Genomic DNA, 15,587 nt, shown 5'->3' with positions numbered 1-15,587 from the left:
TAGTAAAATATGGATATTAAACTTCACAAAAATGACTTACCAGATGATATAGATTTAGGCAATTTAATAGCTGTAGATGGTGAATTTATGGGGTTAAATATAAGACGTGATCCATTATGTCTTATTCAAATCTCAAGTGGTAATTCAGATGCACACATCATTCAACTTGATAGAATTAATTATAAAGCCCCAAATCTAATCAGGGTCTTACAAAATGATAAGATTAAGAAAATTTTTCATTATGGGAGAGCAGATTTGGCTTTTATTAAATTTTATTTAAAAACTGAAACTAATAATATATTGGATACAAAAATTGCCTCAAAACTATCTAGGTCCTATTCTGATAATCATTCATTAAAGACACTAATTAAAGAATTTATAAACGTTGATATTAACAAACAATTTCAAAGCTCTGATTTTGGTGGAGAACTAACACCTGCGCAATTAAAATATTGTGCAAACGATGTAATTTATTTACATAAGATTCACGAGGAGCTTGAAAAAATTCTCGTACGAGAAAATAGATTTGAATTATATAAAGAATGTCTTAAATTTTTAAAAACAAGAGTCGATTTAGACCTTGCTTTATTCAAAGATGATATATGGGCTCATTAAATAAAAATACAAATTATAGAAAAATTGCAAAGGAAGTTATCGATTTAGAAATCAAAGCTTTGCGGAAACTAAAAAAAGCTCTTAATAAAAACTTTGATAAAGCTGTAAATGCAATTGTAAATTGTCAATCAAAAGTAATCTTATGTGGAGTTGGAAAAAGTGGGATTATCGCTGGCAAGATTTCTGCAACTCTTTCATCAATTGGGACACCTTCATTTTCTCTTTCAGCAAATGACTGTTCTCATGGGAACATGGGTAGCATCTCAAGAAAAGATGTTTTAATTTTAATAAGTTATTCTGGAAACTCCATTGAATTAAAAAATATAATTAATTATGCAAACAGAAATAAAGTTTTGTTAATTGGTATTACATCAAAAAAAAATTCAGATTTGTATAAAAACAGTGACATTGGTTTAATTACACCAGAGGTTAAAGAAGCTGGTCTAGAAATGATACCAACCTCTAGTACAATAAATCAACTAAGTATTGGAGATGCTCTGGCTATTTCAACTTTAAAAAAGAAAAAAATAAATAACTTGGATTTCAAAAAATTCCATCCCGCTGGAAGCCTCGGGGAAAAATTAAAGACTGCGCAAGATTTGATGCTGACAAAAGAAAAAATACCTTTTATCGATGAAAATAAATCGATGACTAAAGCATTAAAGATCATGACAGAAAAAAAATTAGGTACGCTAATTGTTAGAAATAAAAAAAATTATACAACTGGGATCATTACTGATGGTCAAGTAAGGAGATTTAATTTAAAAAATTTAAACCTTAAATTTCTAAAAGTTAAAGACGTAATGACAAAAAATCCGATAAAAGTAGATAAGGATATATTAGCTACAAAAGCTCTTGCTATAATGAATGAAAAAAAAATTACCAGTCTGTGTGTTTATGAAAATAAAAAAAAATTTATTACTGTAGGAATTTTGCACATTCATAATATTTTGAATAGAAAAATTTATTAATATAAATGGATATTAAAAAAATTTTCCAGTACAGTTTATTAATTTTACTTTTTTTAGTTAGTTTTTTATTTTATTTTAAATATTTTACTCAAGACGTAACAAAAGTTGAAAATAATATATCCGAAAAAACAATAGAAACAAAAAATTCTGAGGTAAATCAAAAAAATAATGATAAAAATATTATTGAAAATTTAAAATACATTTCTGAAGATTTATTGGGCAACAAATATACAGTTAATGCTCAATCAGCTACTTTAAAAGAAGATAAATTAAATGAAGTTCAGCTTTTTGAGGTAAATGCTGAGGTAACCAGGGAAAATCAAGAAGTTATTTATATTTACTCTAAAACAGCCAATTATAATAAAATAAATAATAATACTGTTTTTAAGGAAAAAGTTAATGTTAAATATGGAAATCAAACTATAAATTCTGAAATTTTAAATCTAAACTTTGAATCTAATTTAATAGAAATTTTACAAAATGTTTACTATGTCAATGAAAATACAAAAATTAAAGCAGATAAAGTCGAGATTGACTTATTAGATAAAAAATTAAAAATATCTATGATAAACAAAAAAGATAAAGTAAATATTACAAGCAAATACTGATTATGGCGATTATTAAAAAATTTCGTATTAAAAACTTTAAGCAAGAAAAGGAGTTGTTAAGATTAGATAAAATTTCTTTATATTTTGGTAAGCGTAAGATTTTAGAAGATTTAAGTCTAAGTTTAAACCAGGGTGAAATTCTTGGATTATTAGGACCTAATGGAGTTGGTAAATCTACAATTTTCAACCTAATTATAGGGTTGTTAAAGCCAAATTATGGATCTGTATTTATAGAAAAAAAAAATGTAACACAAGATCCTATATTTTATCGAACAAAAAACTACAAAATTGGATATGTGCCTCAACATGGAGGTTATTTTCATGATCTTACTTTAAGAGAAAATTTAAAAGCAATAAGCGAAATAGTAATAGAAGATAAAAAATTAAGAGATGAAAAAATAAACCTTTTAATTTCAAAGTTTGAACTTGAGCCATTACAAAATATAAAGGCTGAATTTCTATCTGGGGGACAAAAAAAACGATTAGTAATTTCTTTAGCATTATTAAGCAATCCTAAAATTTTATTACTAGACGAACCTTTCGCAGCTTTAGATATTATGACAATTAAGAACCTCCAGCAAATAATTGTTGATTTACAAACTCAAAATAATATTTCAATAATTTTATGTGACCATCAAGCGAGAGATCTGTTAACTTGCGTGGATCTAGCAATTGTATTATCTAATGGGAGAGTGATTGCAAAGGATACTCCTAATAATCTCATTAAAAATATCGATGCACAAAACGCCTACTTCGGTGAATCTTTTAAAATAAGTTAATTTATTTCAATGTCTAATTTTGTAAAAATAAAGAATAAAATTAATGGATTTAGCAAAAAATTATTAATAGATGGCGATAAAAGTTTATCAATAAGGTGGGCTTTATTATCTTCACAATCTTCTAAAAAAAGTAGAGCATCAAATTTGTTGCTATCAGAAGATGTTATAAGCACTTTAAATTGTTTAAAAAAACTTGGAGTAAAAATAAAGATTTCAAAAAATTTTTGTGAAATAAAAGGTTTAGGTCTAAATGGATTCAAATATAAAGATAATTTAATTTTAGATGCTGGAAATTCAGGTACCCTAGCTAGACTTATATTGGGTTTATTAGCTCACTCAAAAAAAAAAATAAGACTAAAAGGAGATAGAAGTTTGTCAAAAAGAGATTTTCTTAGAGTTATAAACCCATTGGAAAAATTTGGAGCAAAATTTAATAGTAACGACGGTAAGCTTCCAATTAAAATCCAAGGAACAGACCACTCAAAACCAATAAAATACTTTGAAAATAAAGGATCTGCTCAATGTAAAAGCGCTGTGATGTTTGCTGCTTTAAATACTTTTGGTGAGACTATAATCAAAGCTAAAAAATCAAGGGATCATAGTGAATTGTTATTTAAACACTTAAAGTTACCAATAAAAATTAGAAAAAGAGATAACTTTGATATTATAAAAATTACTGGCAAGCATAATATACCTGCATTAAACTATAATATACCTTCAGACATTAGCTCGGCAGCTTTTTTTATTGTATTAACTGTGCTAGCAAAAAATTCTAGACTTAAAATAAAGAACGTAAATATAAATCCATCTAGAATAGGACTGCTCTCTATTCTCAAACTTATGGGTATCAAAATTTTAAGATCTAATATAAAAAACTATAAAGGTGAAAAAATTGCTGACTTGAGTATCAAAAGCACAAACAAAATTAAATCAATCAATTGTCCTATAAAATTAAATAGTTCAGCAATTGATGAATTTTTATTGATCTTTTTGGTTGCTGCTAAAGCAAAAGGAGTTTCCTATTTTAAAGATTTATCTGAGTTAAACCAAAAGGAAAGTCCTAGACTCAAATGGGGCTCCATAATCCTTAACAAAATTGGTATTAAAAATGTGGTTAACAGAAATAGTATTAAGATTTTTGGTAATCCAAACTTAAAGATTAATAAAAAAATTATCATTAAAAATTTTCTAAAAGATCATAGAGTTTTTATGACAAGCGTTATTGCTGCACTTTCATTTGGGGGAGAATGGCAAATATTTGATAAAGATTCTATAAATACGTCGTTCCCCTCATTTTTAGAAAAAATTCATCATTTAGGTGCAAAAATAGACTAATTTTTTCTTTAAAGTTGAAATAATCAGAAAAATTAAAAATATTTTTGTAAAATATAATATTTTTCAATGATTTTGCTAAATTTCATTCTTGATTAAAACCATTATTTTATCTAAATATTCGGAGTTTTTTAAAAAATTAACATTAAGGATACAATAAACAAATTTATAAATGGAAATATACAAAGACCTTTCAAACCCAGCTTCTAAAGAATTTGAAAAATTACTTAACAATCAATTTACAAAAAATACTATTGAGGAAGGAAAAATCATCGAAGGTAAAATAAATAAAATAACTGAGAAATTTGTTTTTTTATTTATAGAAGGGTTAAAGAGCGAACCAGTTCTTGATATTAATGAACTTAAGAGCATGGGCCTTGCAAAAAATATTGCAATAGGTCAAACAATTTCAGTACTTTTAGAAAAAATAGAAGATAAGAATGGTGATGTTGTAGTATCAGCAAGTAAAGCTCAAAAAATCAAAGGTTGGGACAAACTTGTTGAGGCATATGAGAAAAAAGAGCCCATCATGGGTAAAATTACATCAAAGTGTAAAGGTGGATGTATTGTAGAACATTTGGACACAGGTTCCCTCATGTTTTTACCAGGGTCGCAAATTAGTGATAAACCTCTTAAGAATATAGATCATCTTATGAACGAACCACAAAAATTTGCATTAATAAAATTAGATAAAATTAGAGGAAATGCATGTGTTTCAAGAAGAGAAATAATATCAACATTTAAAAAAGAAGATAAAGCAAAAATTATTGAAAAGTATAAAGTAGGTGACATTATAAAAGATGCAGAAGTAAAAGGTTATAGTTCTTTTGGATGTTTTTTTAATGTAAACAATGAACTAGATGTTCTAGTCCATCTTCAAGAAATTTCATATAGTCGAGTTAGTCATCCTGATGAAATATTTAATATTGGTGAAAAACATAATTTGAAAGTTATTAGTGTTGATAAAGAGAAATTACAGGTTGGTTGTTCCATCAAACAGTTATCACCCGACCCATTCGAACATATTGAAAACTATGAGTTAAATAAAATCTATAAGGCAAAAGTAGTTAAGATTATGGACTTTGGAGCGTTTTGTGAATTAGAGCCGGGATTAACAACGCTATTACACTCTAGTGAAATTAGTTGGATCAAAAAAAACATTTCTGTGAAAAAAATGTTTAATGTTGGTGATGAAATTGACTGTGTAATAACTGAAATTGATAAAACAAAAAGACGTGTTGCAATTTCTCACAAGCTGACCAAGGAAAACCCTTTTGAAGCTTTTGAGAAAAAGTATCCTGTTGGAACTGAAGTAGATGGAGAAGTTGTGAATAAAAACGAATACTCTTTATTTGTTAATGTAGAAAATTCAGATATTGATGCTTTTTTACACTGTAATGATTTGACTTATCTAGAAAATGGTGAGGAGGAATTAAAAAAATTTAATAAAGGTGATAAAATTAAAGTAAAAGTTTTAGAGATAAAGACTAGTGATCAAAAAATAAGAGTTGGTTTAAAACAAACTCAACCAGACCCATTTGACTGGTTTAAAGACATTAAGGTAAATGATATAATAACTGTTAAAATTGTTTCCACAGATAATAAAGGACTAATTGTAAGACCAGAGGAGTGTGAGATGGATTTTATAATTAAAAAAAATCAGATTGCAATAAACCCTGCGGATGCTAGGACCTCTAGATTTACCGGTGGAGAAAGAATCGACTGTGCAGTTTCTGAAATAGATTTTAATAAAAGAAAAGTAACTTTAAGTATAAAGTTATTAGAGGAATTACAAAAAAAAGAGGCTTTGGAAAAATATGGATCAGAAGGGTCTGGAAAGAACCTTCCATTTTCAACTCTATCTGAGGATCTAAACAAAAAAAATAAAAAATAAAATTGGCGATTGTAAAATCAAAGCTTTTAAAACAATTATCAAAAAACTATCCTAATTTTTTAAAAAAAGATTTAGAGAAATTCTTAAATATCATTCTAAAAGAAATAAAAAATTCACTTAAACGTACAGAAAGAGTTGAATTGAGAGGATTTGGAGTTTTTTCAACTAAAATTCAAAAAGCTAGAATATCAAGAAACCCCAAAACAAATAAAAAAATTCATACGCCTGAAAAAAAAACAATTCACTTCAAAATGTCAAAAGATTTGTTTAAAATTTTAAATGATGAAAAAAAATAAAATATTTGTTGCTTGTGATAGTACTAATATTTTAAAAATTAAAAAAATTATAAAAGAAACACAAAGTAGAAAATTAAATATTGGATATAAATTTGGTTTAGAATTTTTAAACTCAAAATATGGAAGAGTTTTCTTATCTAAAATTAAAAAAAAGATAATATTTGCTGATATTAAAATTCATGATATTCCAAATACTTGTGTATCGACTATTAAAGCAATAAAAGATTTGAATGTTAATTACCTGACTATACATATAAGTTCTGGCTTAGAGGCTTTAAAAGCTAGTAAAAAAGTATCTGGAAAAATAAAATTAATAGGTGTCACAACACTTACTTCTTTAAATAATAAATCTTTAAAAGAGATTGGTTACAGTAAAAATATCAATCAACTAGTAGCACATCAAGCTAAATTAGCAAAAAAAGCTAACTTAGATGCTATTGTGTGTAGTGCACGAGAAGTTAAAATTGTTAAAAAATTCTTCAAAAAAGAAATAATTACCCCAGGAATAAGATTTAATACTAAAACAAATGATCAAAAAAGAGTTGTTACTCCAAGACAAGCTTATGAGAATGGTAGTGATTGGCTTGTGATAGGAAGGCCAATAACAAAAGGCAACATAAGAAAAAATATCCAAACATTAATTGATCATTTAAGTCAATGATCAAAGGTTTAAAAATTTGTGGGATCTCAGATCCCGAAACTTTGAATTATATTTTAAATCATCCATATCCGCCAAAATTTATCGGTTTCATCACAAATTATGAAAACAGCAAAAGGTATGTTACATATGAAAATCTAAAAAATTTGGTTAATGTTAACAGAAAACAAACTAATTTTGTTTCAGTGCTTGTGAGTCCAACAAACCAATTATTAGAAAAAATTAAAGATCTTAATTTTGATTATTACCAGCTTTATGATGTTGACCCTTTGAGAACTTTTGAAATTAAGGAAAAGTACAAAATTAAGATAATTTCAGCCCTTACAATTTCAAATAAGGAGGACGTGGAAAGATATAAAGATTATTTAAAAATCTCAGATATAATTCTTTTTGACTCGAAGGGTTACCATAAGTCTGAGAGCTTTGATCATAAGCTATTAGAACAGGTACCTAGTACGATAAATAAAATGATTGCAGGAAATATTCAAATAGATGATATTCCTAATTTTAAAAATAAAGACTTCATAATTGATTTATCTGGATCGATTGAAAATAATGAGGGAAAAAAAGATATAAATAAAATTGATAGATTGTTAAAATTATTTGCAAATACATGAAACTTAAAAAACGAATTCCAGTAATAGATCAAGGTGATAAACAGGGATTTTGGGGAGGTAAATTTGGGGGGAACTTTGTCCCCGAAACATTAAAAAAACCGATCGAAGATTTAGAAATTCTTTTTAATAAACTCAAGAAAGATAAAAAGTTTATAAATGAAAGAGATAAGTATTTTAAAAATTGGGTTGGCAGTCCTACTCGTTTTATCAAATTAGAAAATTTAACAAAACATGTGGGGGGGGCTCAAATTTGGTCTAAAGTTGTATCTGATGCAAATGGGGGTGCACATAAAATTTATAATGCAACTGTCCATTGTTTACTTGCAAAGCGTTCTGGAAAAAAAGTTATTTGTGGAGACACTGGTGCTGGGTATGCAGGTAAAATGTTAAGTATGGCAGCCAAAAAATTTGGTTTAAAATGCAAGATTTTCATGGGTGCGAAAGATATTCGAAGACAACAACCCAATGTAAGAGCAATGAAAAAAAATGGAGCGGAAGTTATTCCTGTATATTCTGGAAGTCAAACTCTCGTAGATGCTGTATCTGAGTGCATGCGTTACTGGGTTGCAAATTGTGATAAAGTTGCAATGTGTGTTGGCAGCACTGTTGGCCCAGCTGTTTTCGTTCGTATCTGTGGATGGAGCACAAGTCAAATATCAAGAGAATTAAAAACTCAATTAGTTGATGAGTTTGGATCAGTTCCAAAGAAACTCAAACTTTATAATTGTGTTGGAGGAGGAAGTTCTAGTTTTGGTTTTTGGAATGAGTTTATGGATTACGACAAAAAACAGTGTGAATTTATTGGTGTAGAAGCTGGTGGACCAACAAAAAGTAAAAAACATGCAGCACCACTAACATATGGATCTAAAATAGGAATTCTTCATGGTGCAGCTCAATATGTAAATCAAAATACTGATGGTCAAATAGAAGAAACAGAGTCAATTTCTGCTGGACTAGATTACCCGGGTATCTCCCCACTTCATTGTTTTCTTAAAGACACAAAAAGAGCAAGATACACTGCAGCAAGTGATGAAGAAGCATTAAACGCTTACAAACTGGTAACAAAATTTGAAAAATTAAGACCTTCATTGGAACCAAGTCATGCTTTCTCAGTTGCAATAGCTGAGTCAAAAAGATTTAGTAAAGATACAATTGTTGTAGTCAATAGTTGTGGAGATGCTTACAAAGATCGAGGAATTATAGAGAAGAGATTAGGAAAAAAATATGTCTAATCCAATCAGTCATGCATTTAAAAAAGCTAAAAGTGAAAATAGACCTGCTTTGTTGACTTATACTGTAGCTGGAGATAGTACAAAAAAACAATCCTTGGAAATATTAAAATCAATCTCTAAAAAAGTTGATATATTGGAGATTGGCGTGCCTCACAACACTCCAGTTGCTGATGGAAGTCAAATTCAAACAAGCTCATATAGAGCAATCAAAAATGGAGTTAAAATTAATGATATTTTTAAAATTGTGAAAGATTTTAAAAAATTTGATAAAAATAAACCAGTTATATTGATGGGGTACTATAATATGATCTTTCAATATGGTGAAAACGAATTTTTAAGAAAATGTAAAATTTCAGGAGTTAATGGATTAATAGTTGTAGATTTGCCTTGGCCTGAAAATAAGAAATTTGCAAGTAAATGCAAAAACAGATCAATATTTTTTATTCAACTACTATCACCAACTACAACTAAAAATAGGTTAAAAAAAATAATTAAAGACTCGCATGAAATGATTTATTTCATATCGATGCTTTCTACTACTGGAGGAAAGCTTAAAGTTTCCTCTAAAGAAATATTGTCTAACTATGATAAAATAAAAAAAGTCAACTCGAAAAAAAATGTTGTGATTGGTTTTGGTATCACTGAAAAAACTATAAAATCACTCAAAAAAGCCGATGGTTTAGTTGTTGGAAGTGCTATTTGTAGAGAAATAACTAATTCTATAAAAAAAAGACAAAATCCGGTCACAAATGTTTATAATGTCGTAAATAGATTAAAAAAAAAAATTAAATGAATTGGATAACAAAAATAATTAAAGCTGGTGAAAAAATAAAAACAGCTATTCATAAAAGAGCAACTAAAGAAGAAATTGCAAATAGCGATTGGACTAGCTGCTGTAAAGGACCAATTTTAAAAAAAGATTTAGAGGAAAATCTTTGGGTGTGTCCTGATTGCAATAAACACCACAGAATAAATCCAAAACAACGATTTGACATTTTTTTTGGAAAAAATAATTATGAAATTTTTAAAACACCAATTCCAAAAGATGATCCACTAGATTGGACAGACTCTAAATCTTATAAAGATAGATTAAAAAGTGCCAGAAAAAAAACAGGACTGGATTGTGGCATGATGGTTGTTTCTGGTTCTATTAATAATATTAAAGTTACTGCTGTTGCATCTGATTTTGAATTTTTGGGTGCCTCAATGGCAGCTGCAGAGGGTGAGGCATTTCTATATGGTATTCAGCATGCCATCGAAAACAAAACTCCTTTTATTTGTTTTAGTTCTGGAGGAGGAATGAGAATGATGGAAAGTTTGATTTCATTATCTCAAATGACAAGAACAACAATGGCTATTAACGAACTAAAAAAAAATAATCTTCCTTATCTGGTTTGTTTAACTGATCCGACTGCTGGTGGAATTACCGCCTCTTATGCGATGTTGGGAGATTTACACATTGCAGAGTCAGATCACGCTTTAATTGCTTTTGCTGGGGCTCGAGTTATAGAAGGAACTGTAAAAGAAAGTTTGCCGGAAAATTTTCAAAAGAGCTCTTATGTTCAGAAAACTGGATTTGTGGACTTAATTCTCGATAGAAAAGATCTTCAAGAAAAAATTGGAATTTTAATTTCAATTCTATTAAATAAGAAACCTGTTATAAGCACTGAAGAAAATGAAACTTCAGAAGATAGTCAGTCACTTACAAAAGCTGCATCCTAAAGAAATAGATTTAAGTTTAGATCGTATAAAGATTCTTTGTGAAAAATTAGGTAATCCTCAAGAAAAAATAAAAGCAATATCAGTAGTAGGGACAAATGGTAAGCAATCTACCATTAATGCAATTTTTTCGATTCTCAAAGAAGCAAAAGTAAAATGCAATGTTTATACGAGTCCTCACATTCAAAAAATTAATGAGAGATTTGTTTTTAATAACAATATGCTTAGTGATGATGAATTAATTGATCTTTTTGAAGAAGTTGAAAAAATAAATGATCAAAATCCTTTAACTTTTTTTGAGGCTTTATCTGCTTGTTATTTCTATAAAGCTGCTCAATATCCCAATAATATTAATTTAATAGAGGCAGGTTTGTTTCATAGGTTTGACGCCACCAATATACTAAAAAATAATTTAGCAAGTATTGTATGCTCTATTAGTAAAGATCACCTCGATTGGTTACCAAAGGGTCAACAAACTATAGAAAAAATTGTATTTGAAAAAACATCCTCTCTTTTAAATTCTAATATAATTGTATCTAAACAAAACTCAGTTGAAACAACTGAAAGTATCAAAAAATCAATTTCTAAAAACTTATCTAACAAATTGTTTTTTAATGAAGATTATAGTTATTCTAATGGAGAGAATGGTTTTTTTTATTATGAAGATAAATTTGGTGGCTTAAAACTCCCATTACCAAATATTCTTGGACAGTTTCAGTTAGAAAATATTTCAACAGCAATAGCAACGATTAGACAACTAAATTTAGAAATTAAAGATGATGATATAAAAAAAGGAATTACCAAAATAGAAAATATTGGCAGATTACAAGAAATAAAGTCTGGAAAAATCAAAGATTTAATCAAAAATAACAAATTGCTATTAGATGGAAGTCATAATGAGGATGGTGCTAGAGTTTTAAATGAATATCTCCAAACCTTAGATTGTAATAAGCATTTTATTATAGGAATGATGTCTAATAAAAATCATGAAGAATATATTAGCCACTTTAAAGATATATCGTCTCTAACCACTGTTGATATCCCTAATCAGCAAAACGCTATCAGTGGTAAAAAATTAAAAGAAAAATTTCAAAATGTTTTTAATGCTAGATACGAGGACAATGTTGAGAAAGCAATTAAGTCCTTAACACTTAAAGAAAATGATATGATAATAATTACAGGATCTTTGTATTTAGCTGGCGAAATATTAAACTTAAATTAGATATTTTTTTCTAAAAACTCTTTCATATGACTTTCTGGTACGCCACCAACTTTTCTATCAACCTCAACACCTTTTTTATAGATTATCACTGTTGGAACACCTCTTATTCCTGCAGCACTTCCAGTATTAATACCACCATCTTCTATATCAGCGTAATAAAAACCAGCCTTGTCTTTATATTCAATAGCAAGCTTGTCCATAATTGGTTTTAAAGACTTACAAGGCCCACACCAAGCTGCACTAAACTGGATTACCGAAACGTCTTCACTTTTAATTTTGTTTTCAAAATCTTCATCTTTAAAATCTATTAGCATAAATCCTTTCTATAAACTTGTATCTTAAAGTCAACTAGGCAATTTCATATTTCTTTTCAATAGACATAATAAAATCGTTAATTTCATCTAATTTATTTAATTCAATTTTATCATCTCTTTTATCTGCTTGATCTCTCAAATAGTCAATCTCATTATATGCCATATTTACCGTTTGCCACTTCTCCTTATTTTTGCTTAGTATACGTCTAGCAATTTCACTTTTAATATTTTTATATAAATCAGGTGGTAAAATTTGCGGTGCCTCTTGATAAATAATTTTTTGACCAAACCAACTACATCTTTTATCTTGAAATTTATCTAGCAATCTCAACTTATCTTCCCAAGATGAGCTGTGCCAGGTTTTAAAAAGAGCAGTATCTTTATTAGGAATAAATTTTTCATACAAAGTTTCTTCAGGTAATAGATCTTCTTGTGTTTTAGTTTGCTCTTTTTCCTCTGCAGCCTCTCTATTTATAATTTGTATATTTTTACAAAAATTTTCACTATTTCTCACCATTTGTGCACGTTTTTTAATTGTTTCTAAATCTAAATCTAAATAAGGTTTTTGTTTTAAGGCAAACTCTTTGTCTAAAATTACTGGAGCTTTATTTGTTTTTAAAACTCTTAAAGCCTTAGGACTATATTTTTTTAAAATATCTCTCAATTGATTAACCGGTAATTTTAATAGTGGTTCTGGATCTCTTCTTAAATCCCAAACATATCCCCACGATGCATAAGATGGATGAAAACAGTGATTAGGATGTAGTGTGCTAGTAAGATACATCATATTTCTACCTTTCACATTTTCAAAAATAGAATATATGCCTTCATTTTTTAAAAACGTTTCTACGCTTGTTTTAGTTGATGTTTTTAAAAATGTTTCCCAATTTTCTTTATGTTTATCTTTAATAATTCGAAGGACCTTTAATGAATTTTGAGCATCTACATAGGCAGTGTGACTTGCTGAGGTGTCGAAACCTTGCATTCTTGATAAAGATTCTAATGCTAGACTTGGGTTTCCTGCTTCAGTTAATTCTGTTTTTAAAGTTTCAGAATTTAATGTTTGTGCTGCCCTAGCTATATGTAAACCATCATGTTCACTGTTAGGTGATGAGTGAGTAGCGTAAGGATAACGATTACCCTTAAAAAAATTGAAATGAAACATCCTTCGATCAAAATTTAAATTTGACCACCCCATAAACATTGCTGGGGCACATTTAGAGAAAAAATTTTCAACAGCACCTAAGAAATCATAATGTGAATAGTTACCTTTAGTTAATAAATCAATACTGGTTGAATTTACAAGTAAAGCCTTTGCACTTGGCACCTCACCTTCTGGCATTCGCCCCCTTATATTTAACTTCCCAATTTCTTTTAAATTTTTATCAACTACAACAGCCCCAACTTCAATAATGGATCCCCATATTGTTGAATTCGTAGTTTCGGTATCGTAAATTACAATTTTATCCATTTTAAATTAAACTAAATTATTCATTTCATTAAACTTTTTTAATCTACCTAGAAACAAATTTTGATACGTTATTAGTTCGGGCCCTTGAATCTTAAACTCTTGAAACAAATTATCAACTGTGCAAACTAGAATAACACATGCATTAATGTTTGAATTGTAAACAACATTATGCGCTAAAGAGTAAGCCGCAGTTTGTAAAAACCAAGAATCTATATACTCAGCTTTTTTTGGTTTGTTGGACTGCTTGAAATCAATTATTGTTTCTTTTCCTTCATAAACGCCCACACAGTCTGCTGTGCCTGCATATCTCTCAGGATAATGCATAGTGCACTCCACCCCATATATTTCCTCTAATCTATTTGTTAAGCCCTTATCAATAATTTCTTTTGCCATTTTTTTATATTGTTCATTGTCTTCAAAGAAACTCAAATTTTCTCTACCTAAAAGAAAAGACTCTAAATAGCTGTGCATTTGAGAGCCTCTGCTACTTGCTGCCTTTGTTATAGCTTCAGCTTCTTTGTGACCGGTTCTCTCTCTCCAGTTTGCTAAAGCTGCTTTATCTTCCTCGGATTTAGTTGCATCAAGTATTGAAGTTACACTCGGTAACTTTGCTTCTCCTAATACGTATCTTCTTATTCCATCTTCTGTTGCTCTTGAACTTTTAGGATAGTCGTATTTTTTGTTCCAACGCATGTGATTTCTTATAGTCGGTATTTTCTGAAAAAAGAAATTATTTTTTGATTTGTTTATTTCTTTCAACGAAACTCTCAACGTTCTCTGTTAGAACAGCTTTTTCAACTTGCTCGGGATCTTTTATATTTTCTAAAGTTCTAGTAATTGACCTTGCATCTTTTCCAAAACTATCAACAACTGTCATAGCCTCTTCAAGTTTTTTTCTTAATTTATAAATATTATCAAAATGACTAGAAAATCTCGTACTTATAGTTTTTAAATGATCATAAATCTCTGTTGCGTGTTTTGAAATTTTAAGAGACTGGAAGCCCATGTGTAAAGACTGTAAATAAGCTGAAAGAGTATTCGGGCCACAAATTACTATTTTATATTTTTTCATTAACTCTTGAGTTAATAGCTCTTTAGTGCTTGGGTCTTGATACTCAGTTAATTCTTTATAAAGACTTTCTGTAGGAGCGTACACTATTGCAAAATTTGAAGTTTTTGGTGGAACAATATATTTTTCCATAACACTTTTTGCTTTAGCCTTAAATGCGCTTGCTAATTTTGTTCTAGCATCAGCAACTGCCTTCTTATCATCTGCCTCGTGCGCATCTGTAATTGTCTTAAATTTTTCTATTGGAAAATGAGAGTCTACTGGAACCAAAACATCTCCTTGAAGCTTGATTGCAAATTCTACGTTTTCACTTGTATCTTCTTTCATTTTGACATTGGTCATATATTGAGACGCAGGTAATAAATCTTTAATTAAAGCATCCAAAGAATATTCAGCTAGAGTTCCATACTTTTTAACCCCTGCTAAAATTTTAGTAATCCCCTCTTGGCTTTGATTTAATAATTTTACTTGTTCATTAAAGTTTCCAACCTTCTCATCTACTTTGGTTAAGGCCTCAGTCATATCTTTTGTAACCCCAGTTGATAAAGAGTTAAATGAATTAGACATCGAACTTAGGGATGTATTGATTGTAGAATTAAGGCTGTCTTTTAACCTCACTATTTCAGCATTTAAATTTGCTAATTCTTCAGCTTCTTTATTATCGTTTTCATTTTTAGGCTTTGATTTTAAATTTAAGTATAAAATACCTAAAGTTGCAACAAGCAGTATAATTAAAATAATTAGTAGAATCGTATCCATGTGTTCTAAGATATACGTGATTATTTAAATA

The 15,587-nt window shown here is 28.8% G+C and carries 17 protein-coding genes; 13 read left to right on the top strand and 4 right to left on the bottom strand.

Features of this window, described 5'->3' with window-relative positions; all coding sequences use genetic code 11:
• The first annotated feature begins 9 nt into the window (after positions 1-9).
• The 13 genes from B5L73_RS01240 to B5L73_RS01180 all read left to right on the top strand — a co-directional run bounded on the left by B5L73_RS01240 (position 10) and on the right by B5L73_RS01180 (position 11,943).
• Complete coding sequence (locus B5L73_RS01240) at positions 10-615, top strand: ribonuclease D (protein WP_085147003.1); 606 nt, start codon at positions 10-12, stop codon at positions 613-615.
• Positions 603-1,586, top strand: a complete 984-nt coding sequence (locus tag B5L73_RS01235) for a KpsF/GutQ family sugar-phosphate isomerase (RefSeq protein WP_085146992.1) — start codon at positions 603-605, stop codon at positions 1,584-1,586. The genes B5L73_RS01240 and B5L73_RS01235 overlap by 13 nt, the downstream gene beginning before the upstream one ends.
• A 5-nt stretch (positions 1,587-1,591) precedes the next feature.
• Positions 1,592-2,194, top strand: a complete 603-nt coding sequence (gene lptC / locus B5L73_RS01230) for an LPS export ABC transporter periplasmic protein LptC (RefSeq protein WP_085146991.1) — start codon at positions 1,592-1,594, stop codon at positions 2,192-2,194.
• Positions 2,195-2,196: 2 nt separating this feature from the next.
• The gene (locus B5L73_RS01225; protein WP_085146990.1) at positions 2,197-2,973 is read left to right on the top strand and encodes an ATP-binding cassette domain-containing protein; all 777 of its coding nucleotides are present in this window, start codon (positions 2,197-2,199) and stop codon (positions 2,971-2,973) included.
• Between the two features lie 9 nt (positions 2,974-2,982).
• Positions 2,983-4,308: a 3-phosphoshikimate 1-carboxyvinyltransferase gene (gene aroA, locus B5L73_RS01220; protein ID WP_085146989.1), complete on the top strand. Its 1,326-nt coding sequence runs from the start codon at positions 2,983-2,985 to the stop codon at positions 4,306-4,308.
• Positions 4,309-4,477: 169 nt separating this feature from the next.
• Entirely contained in the window at positions 4,478-6,199 is a 1,722-nt protein-coding gene (locus B5L73_RS01215; RefSeq protein ID WP_085146988.1) for a S1 RNA-binding domain-containing protein, read from the top strand.
• 2 nt (positions 6,200-6,201) lie between these two features.
• The gene (locus B5L73_RS01210; protein WP_085146987.1) at positions 6,202-6,495 is read left to right on the top strand and encodes an HU family DNA-binding protein; all 294 of its coding nucleotides are present in this window, start codon (positions 6,202-6,204) and stop codon (positions 6,493-6,495) included.
• Positions 6,482-7,156: an orotidine-5'-phosphate decarboxylase gene (pyrF, locus tag B5L73_RS01205; RefSeq protein WP_232309671.1), complete on the top strand. Its 675-nt coding sequence runs from the start codon at positions 6,482-6,484 to the stop codon at positions 7,154-7,156. The genes B5L73_RS01210 and pyrF overlap by 14 nt, the downstream gene beginning before the upstream one ends.
• Positions 7,153-7,770 carry a phosphoribosylanthranilate isomerase gene (locus tag B5L73_RS01200; RefSeq protein ID WP_085146985.1) on the top strand — a complete coding sequence of 206 codons (618 nt, stop codon included), beginning with the start codon at positions 7,153-7,155 and terminating at the stop codon, positions 7,768-7,770. The genes pyrF and B5L73_RS01200 overlap by 4 nt, the downstream gene beginning before the upstream one ends.
• Positions 7,767-9,002 (top strand): tryptophan synthase subunit beta, encoded by a 1,236-nt coding sequence (locus B5L73_RS01195; RefSeq protein ID WP_085146983.1) that lies wholly within the window; start codon positions 7,767-7,769, stop codon positions 9,000-9,002. The genes B5L73_RS01200 and B5L73_RS01195 overlap by 4 nt, the downstream gene beginning before the upstream one ends.
• Entirely contained in the window at positions 8,995-9,795 is an 801-nt protein-coding gene (gene trpA, locus B5L73_RS01190; protein WP_085146982.1) for a tryptophan synthase subunit alpha, read from the top strand. Before B5L73_RS01195 ends, trpA begins: the two co-directional genes overlap by 8 nt.
• Positions 9,792-10,724: an acetyl-CoA carboxylase carboxyltransferase subunit beta gene (locus B5L73_RS01185; protein WP_085146981.1), complete on the top strand. Its 933-nt coding sequence runs from the start codon at positions 9,792-9,794 to the stop codon at positions 10,722-10,724. The genes trpA and B5L73_RS01185 overlap by 4 nt, the downstream gene beginning before the upstream one ends.
• Positions 10,678-11,943 (top strand): bifunctional folylpolyglutamate synthase/dihydrofolate synthase, encoded by a 1,266-nt coding sequence (locus B5L73_RS01180; RefSeq protein WP_085146980.1) that lies wholly within the window; start codon positions 10,678-10,680, stop codon positions 11,941-11,943. The genes B5L73_RS01185 and B5L73_RS01180 overlap by 47 nt, the downstream gene beginning before the upstream one ends.
• Here the strand turns inward: B5L73_RS01180 and B5L73_RS01175 are convergent.
• From B5L73_RS01175 to B5L73_RS01160, 4 genes are read right to left on the bottom strand one after another with little or no spacing between them, the layout of a single operon-like run.
• Positions 11,940-12,257 (bottom strand): thioredoxin family protein, encoded by a 318-nt coding sequence (locus B5L73_RS01175; RefSeq protein ID WP_085146979.1) that lies wholly within the window; start codon positions 12,255-12,257, stop codon positions 11,940-11,942. The two genes, B5L73_RS01180 and B5L73_RS01175, sit on opposite strands and share 4 nt — an antisense overlap.
• A 34-nt stretch (positions 12,258-12,291) precedes the next feature.
• Positions 12,292-13,728 (bottom strand): hypothetical protein, encoded by a 1,437-nt coding sequence (locus B5L73_RS01170; protein ID WP_085146978.1) that lies wholly within the window; start codon positions 13,726-13,728, stop codon positions 12,292-12,294.
• Between the two features lie 6 nt (positions 13,729-13,734).
• A complete protein-coding gene (locus B5L73_RS01165; protein WP_232309670.1) occupies positions 13,735-14,487 on the bottom strand; it encodes a hypothetical protein in 753 nt (250 codons plus the stop codon).
• Entirely contained in the window at positions 14,459-15,556 is a 1,098-nt protein-coding gene (locus tag B5L73_RS01160; RefSeq protein ID WP_085146977.1) for a DNA recombination protein RmuC, read from the bottom strand. The genes B5L73_RS01165 and B5L73_RS01160 overlap by 29 nt, the downstream gene beginning before the upstream one ends.
• Positions 15,557-15,587: the final 31 nt, after the last annotated feature.

The sequence above is a fragment of the Candidatus Pelagibacter sp. RS39 genome (genome assembly GCF_002101315.1).
GTDB lineage: Bacteria > Pseudomonadota > Alphaproteobacteria > Pelagibacterales > Pelagibacteraceae > Pelagibacter.
This window is presented reverse-complemented; position numbering and strand designations above follow the sequence as displayed.

Coding starts and splice junctions, on each gene's coding strand:
- B5L73_RS01200 (WP_085146985.1), top strand. CDS start 7,153: ATGATCAAAGGTTTAAAAATTTGTGGGATCTCAGATCCCGAAACTTTG.
- B5L73_RS01240 (WP_085147003.1), top strand. CDS start 10: ATGGATATTAAACTTCACAAAAATGACTTACCAGATGATATAGATTTA.
- trpA (WP_085146982.1), top strand. CDS start 8,995: ATGTCTAATCCAATCAGTCATGCATTTAAAAAAGCTAAAAGTGAAAAT.
- B5L73_RS01180 (WP_085146980.1), top strand. CDS start 10,678: ATGAAACTTCAGAAGATAGTCAGTCACTTACAAAAGCTGCATCCTAAA.
- B5L73_RS01225 (WP_085146990.1), top strand. CDS start 2,197: ATGGCGATTATTAAAAAATTTCGTATTAAAAACTTTAAGCAAGAAAAG.
- B5L73_RS01215 (WP_085146988.1), top strand. CDS start 4,478: ATGGAAATATACAAAGACCTTTCAAACCCAGCTTCTAAAGAATTTGAA.
- B5L73_RS01170 (WP_085146978.1), bottom strand. CDS start 13,728: ATGGATAAAATTGTAATTTACGATACCGAAACTACGAATTCAACAATA.
- lptC (WP_085146991.1), top strand. CDS start 1,592: ATGGATATTAAAAAAATTTTCCAGTACAGTTTATTAATTTTACTTTTT.
- B5L73_RS01175 (WP_085146979.1), bottom strand. CDS start 12,257: ATGCTAATAGATTTTAAAGATGAAGATTTTGAAAACAAAATTAAAAGT.
- B5L73_RS01195 (WP_085146983.1), top strand. CDS start 7,767: ATGAAACTTAAAAAACGAATTCCAGTAATAGATCAAGGTGATAAACAG.
- B5L73_RS01235 (WP_085146992.1), top strand. CDS start 603: ATGGGCTCATTAAATAAAAATACAAATTATAGAAAAATTGCAAAGGAA.
- aroA (WP_085146989.1), top strand. CDS start 2,983: ATGTCTAATTTTGTAAAAATAAAGAATAAAATTAATGGATTTAGCAAA.
- B5L73_RS01185 (WP_085146981.1), top strand. CDS start 9,792: ATGAATTGGATAACAAAAATAATTAAAGCTGGTGAAAAAATAAAAACA.
- pyrF (WP_232309671.1), top strand. CDS start 6,482: ATGAAAAAAAATAAAATATTTGTTGCTTGTGATAGTACTAATATTTTA.
- B5L73_RS01160 (WP_085146977.1), bottom strand. CDS start 15,556: ATGGATACGATTCTACTAATTATTTTAATTATACTGCTTGTTGCAACT.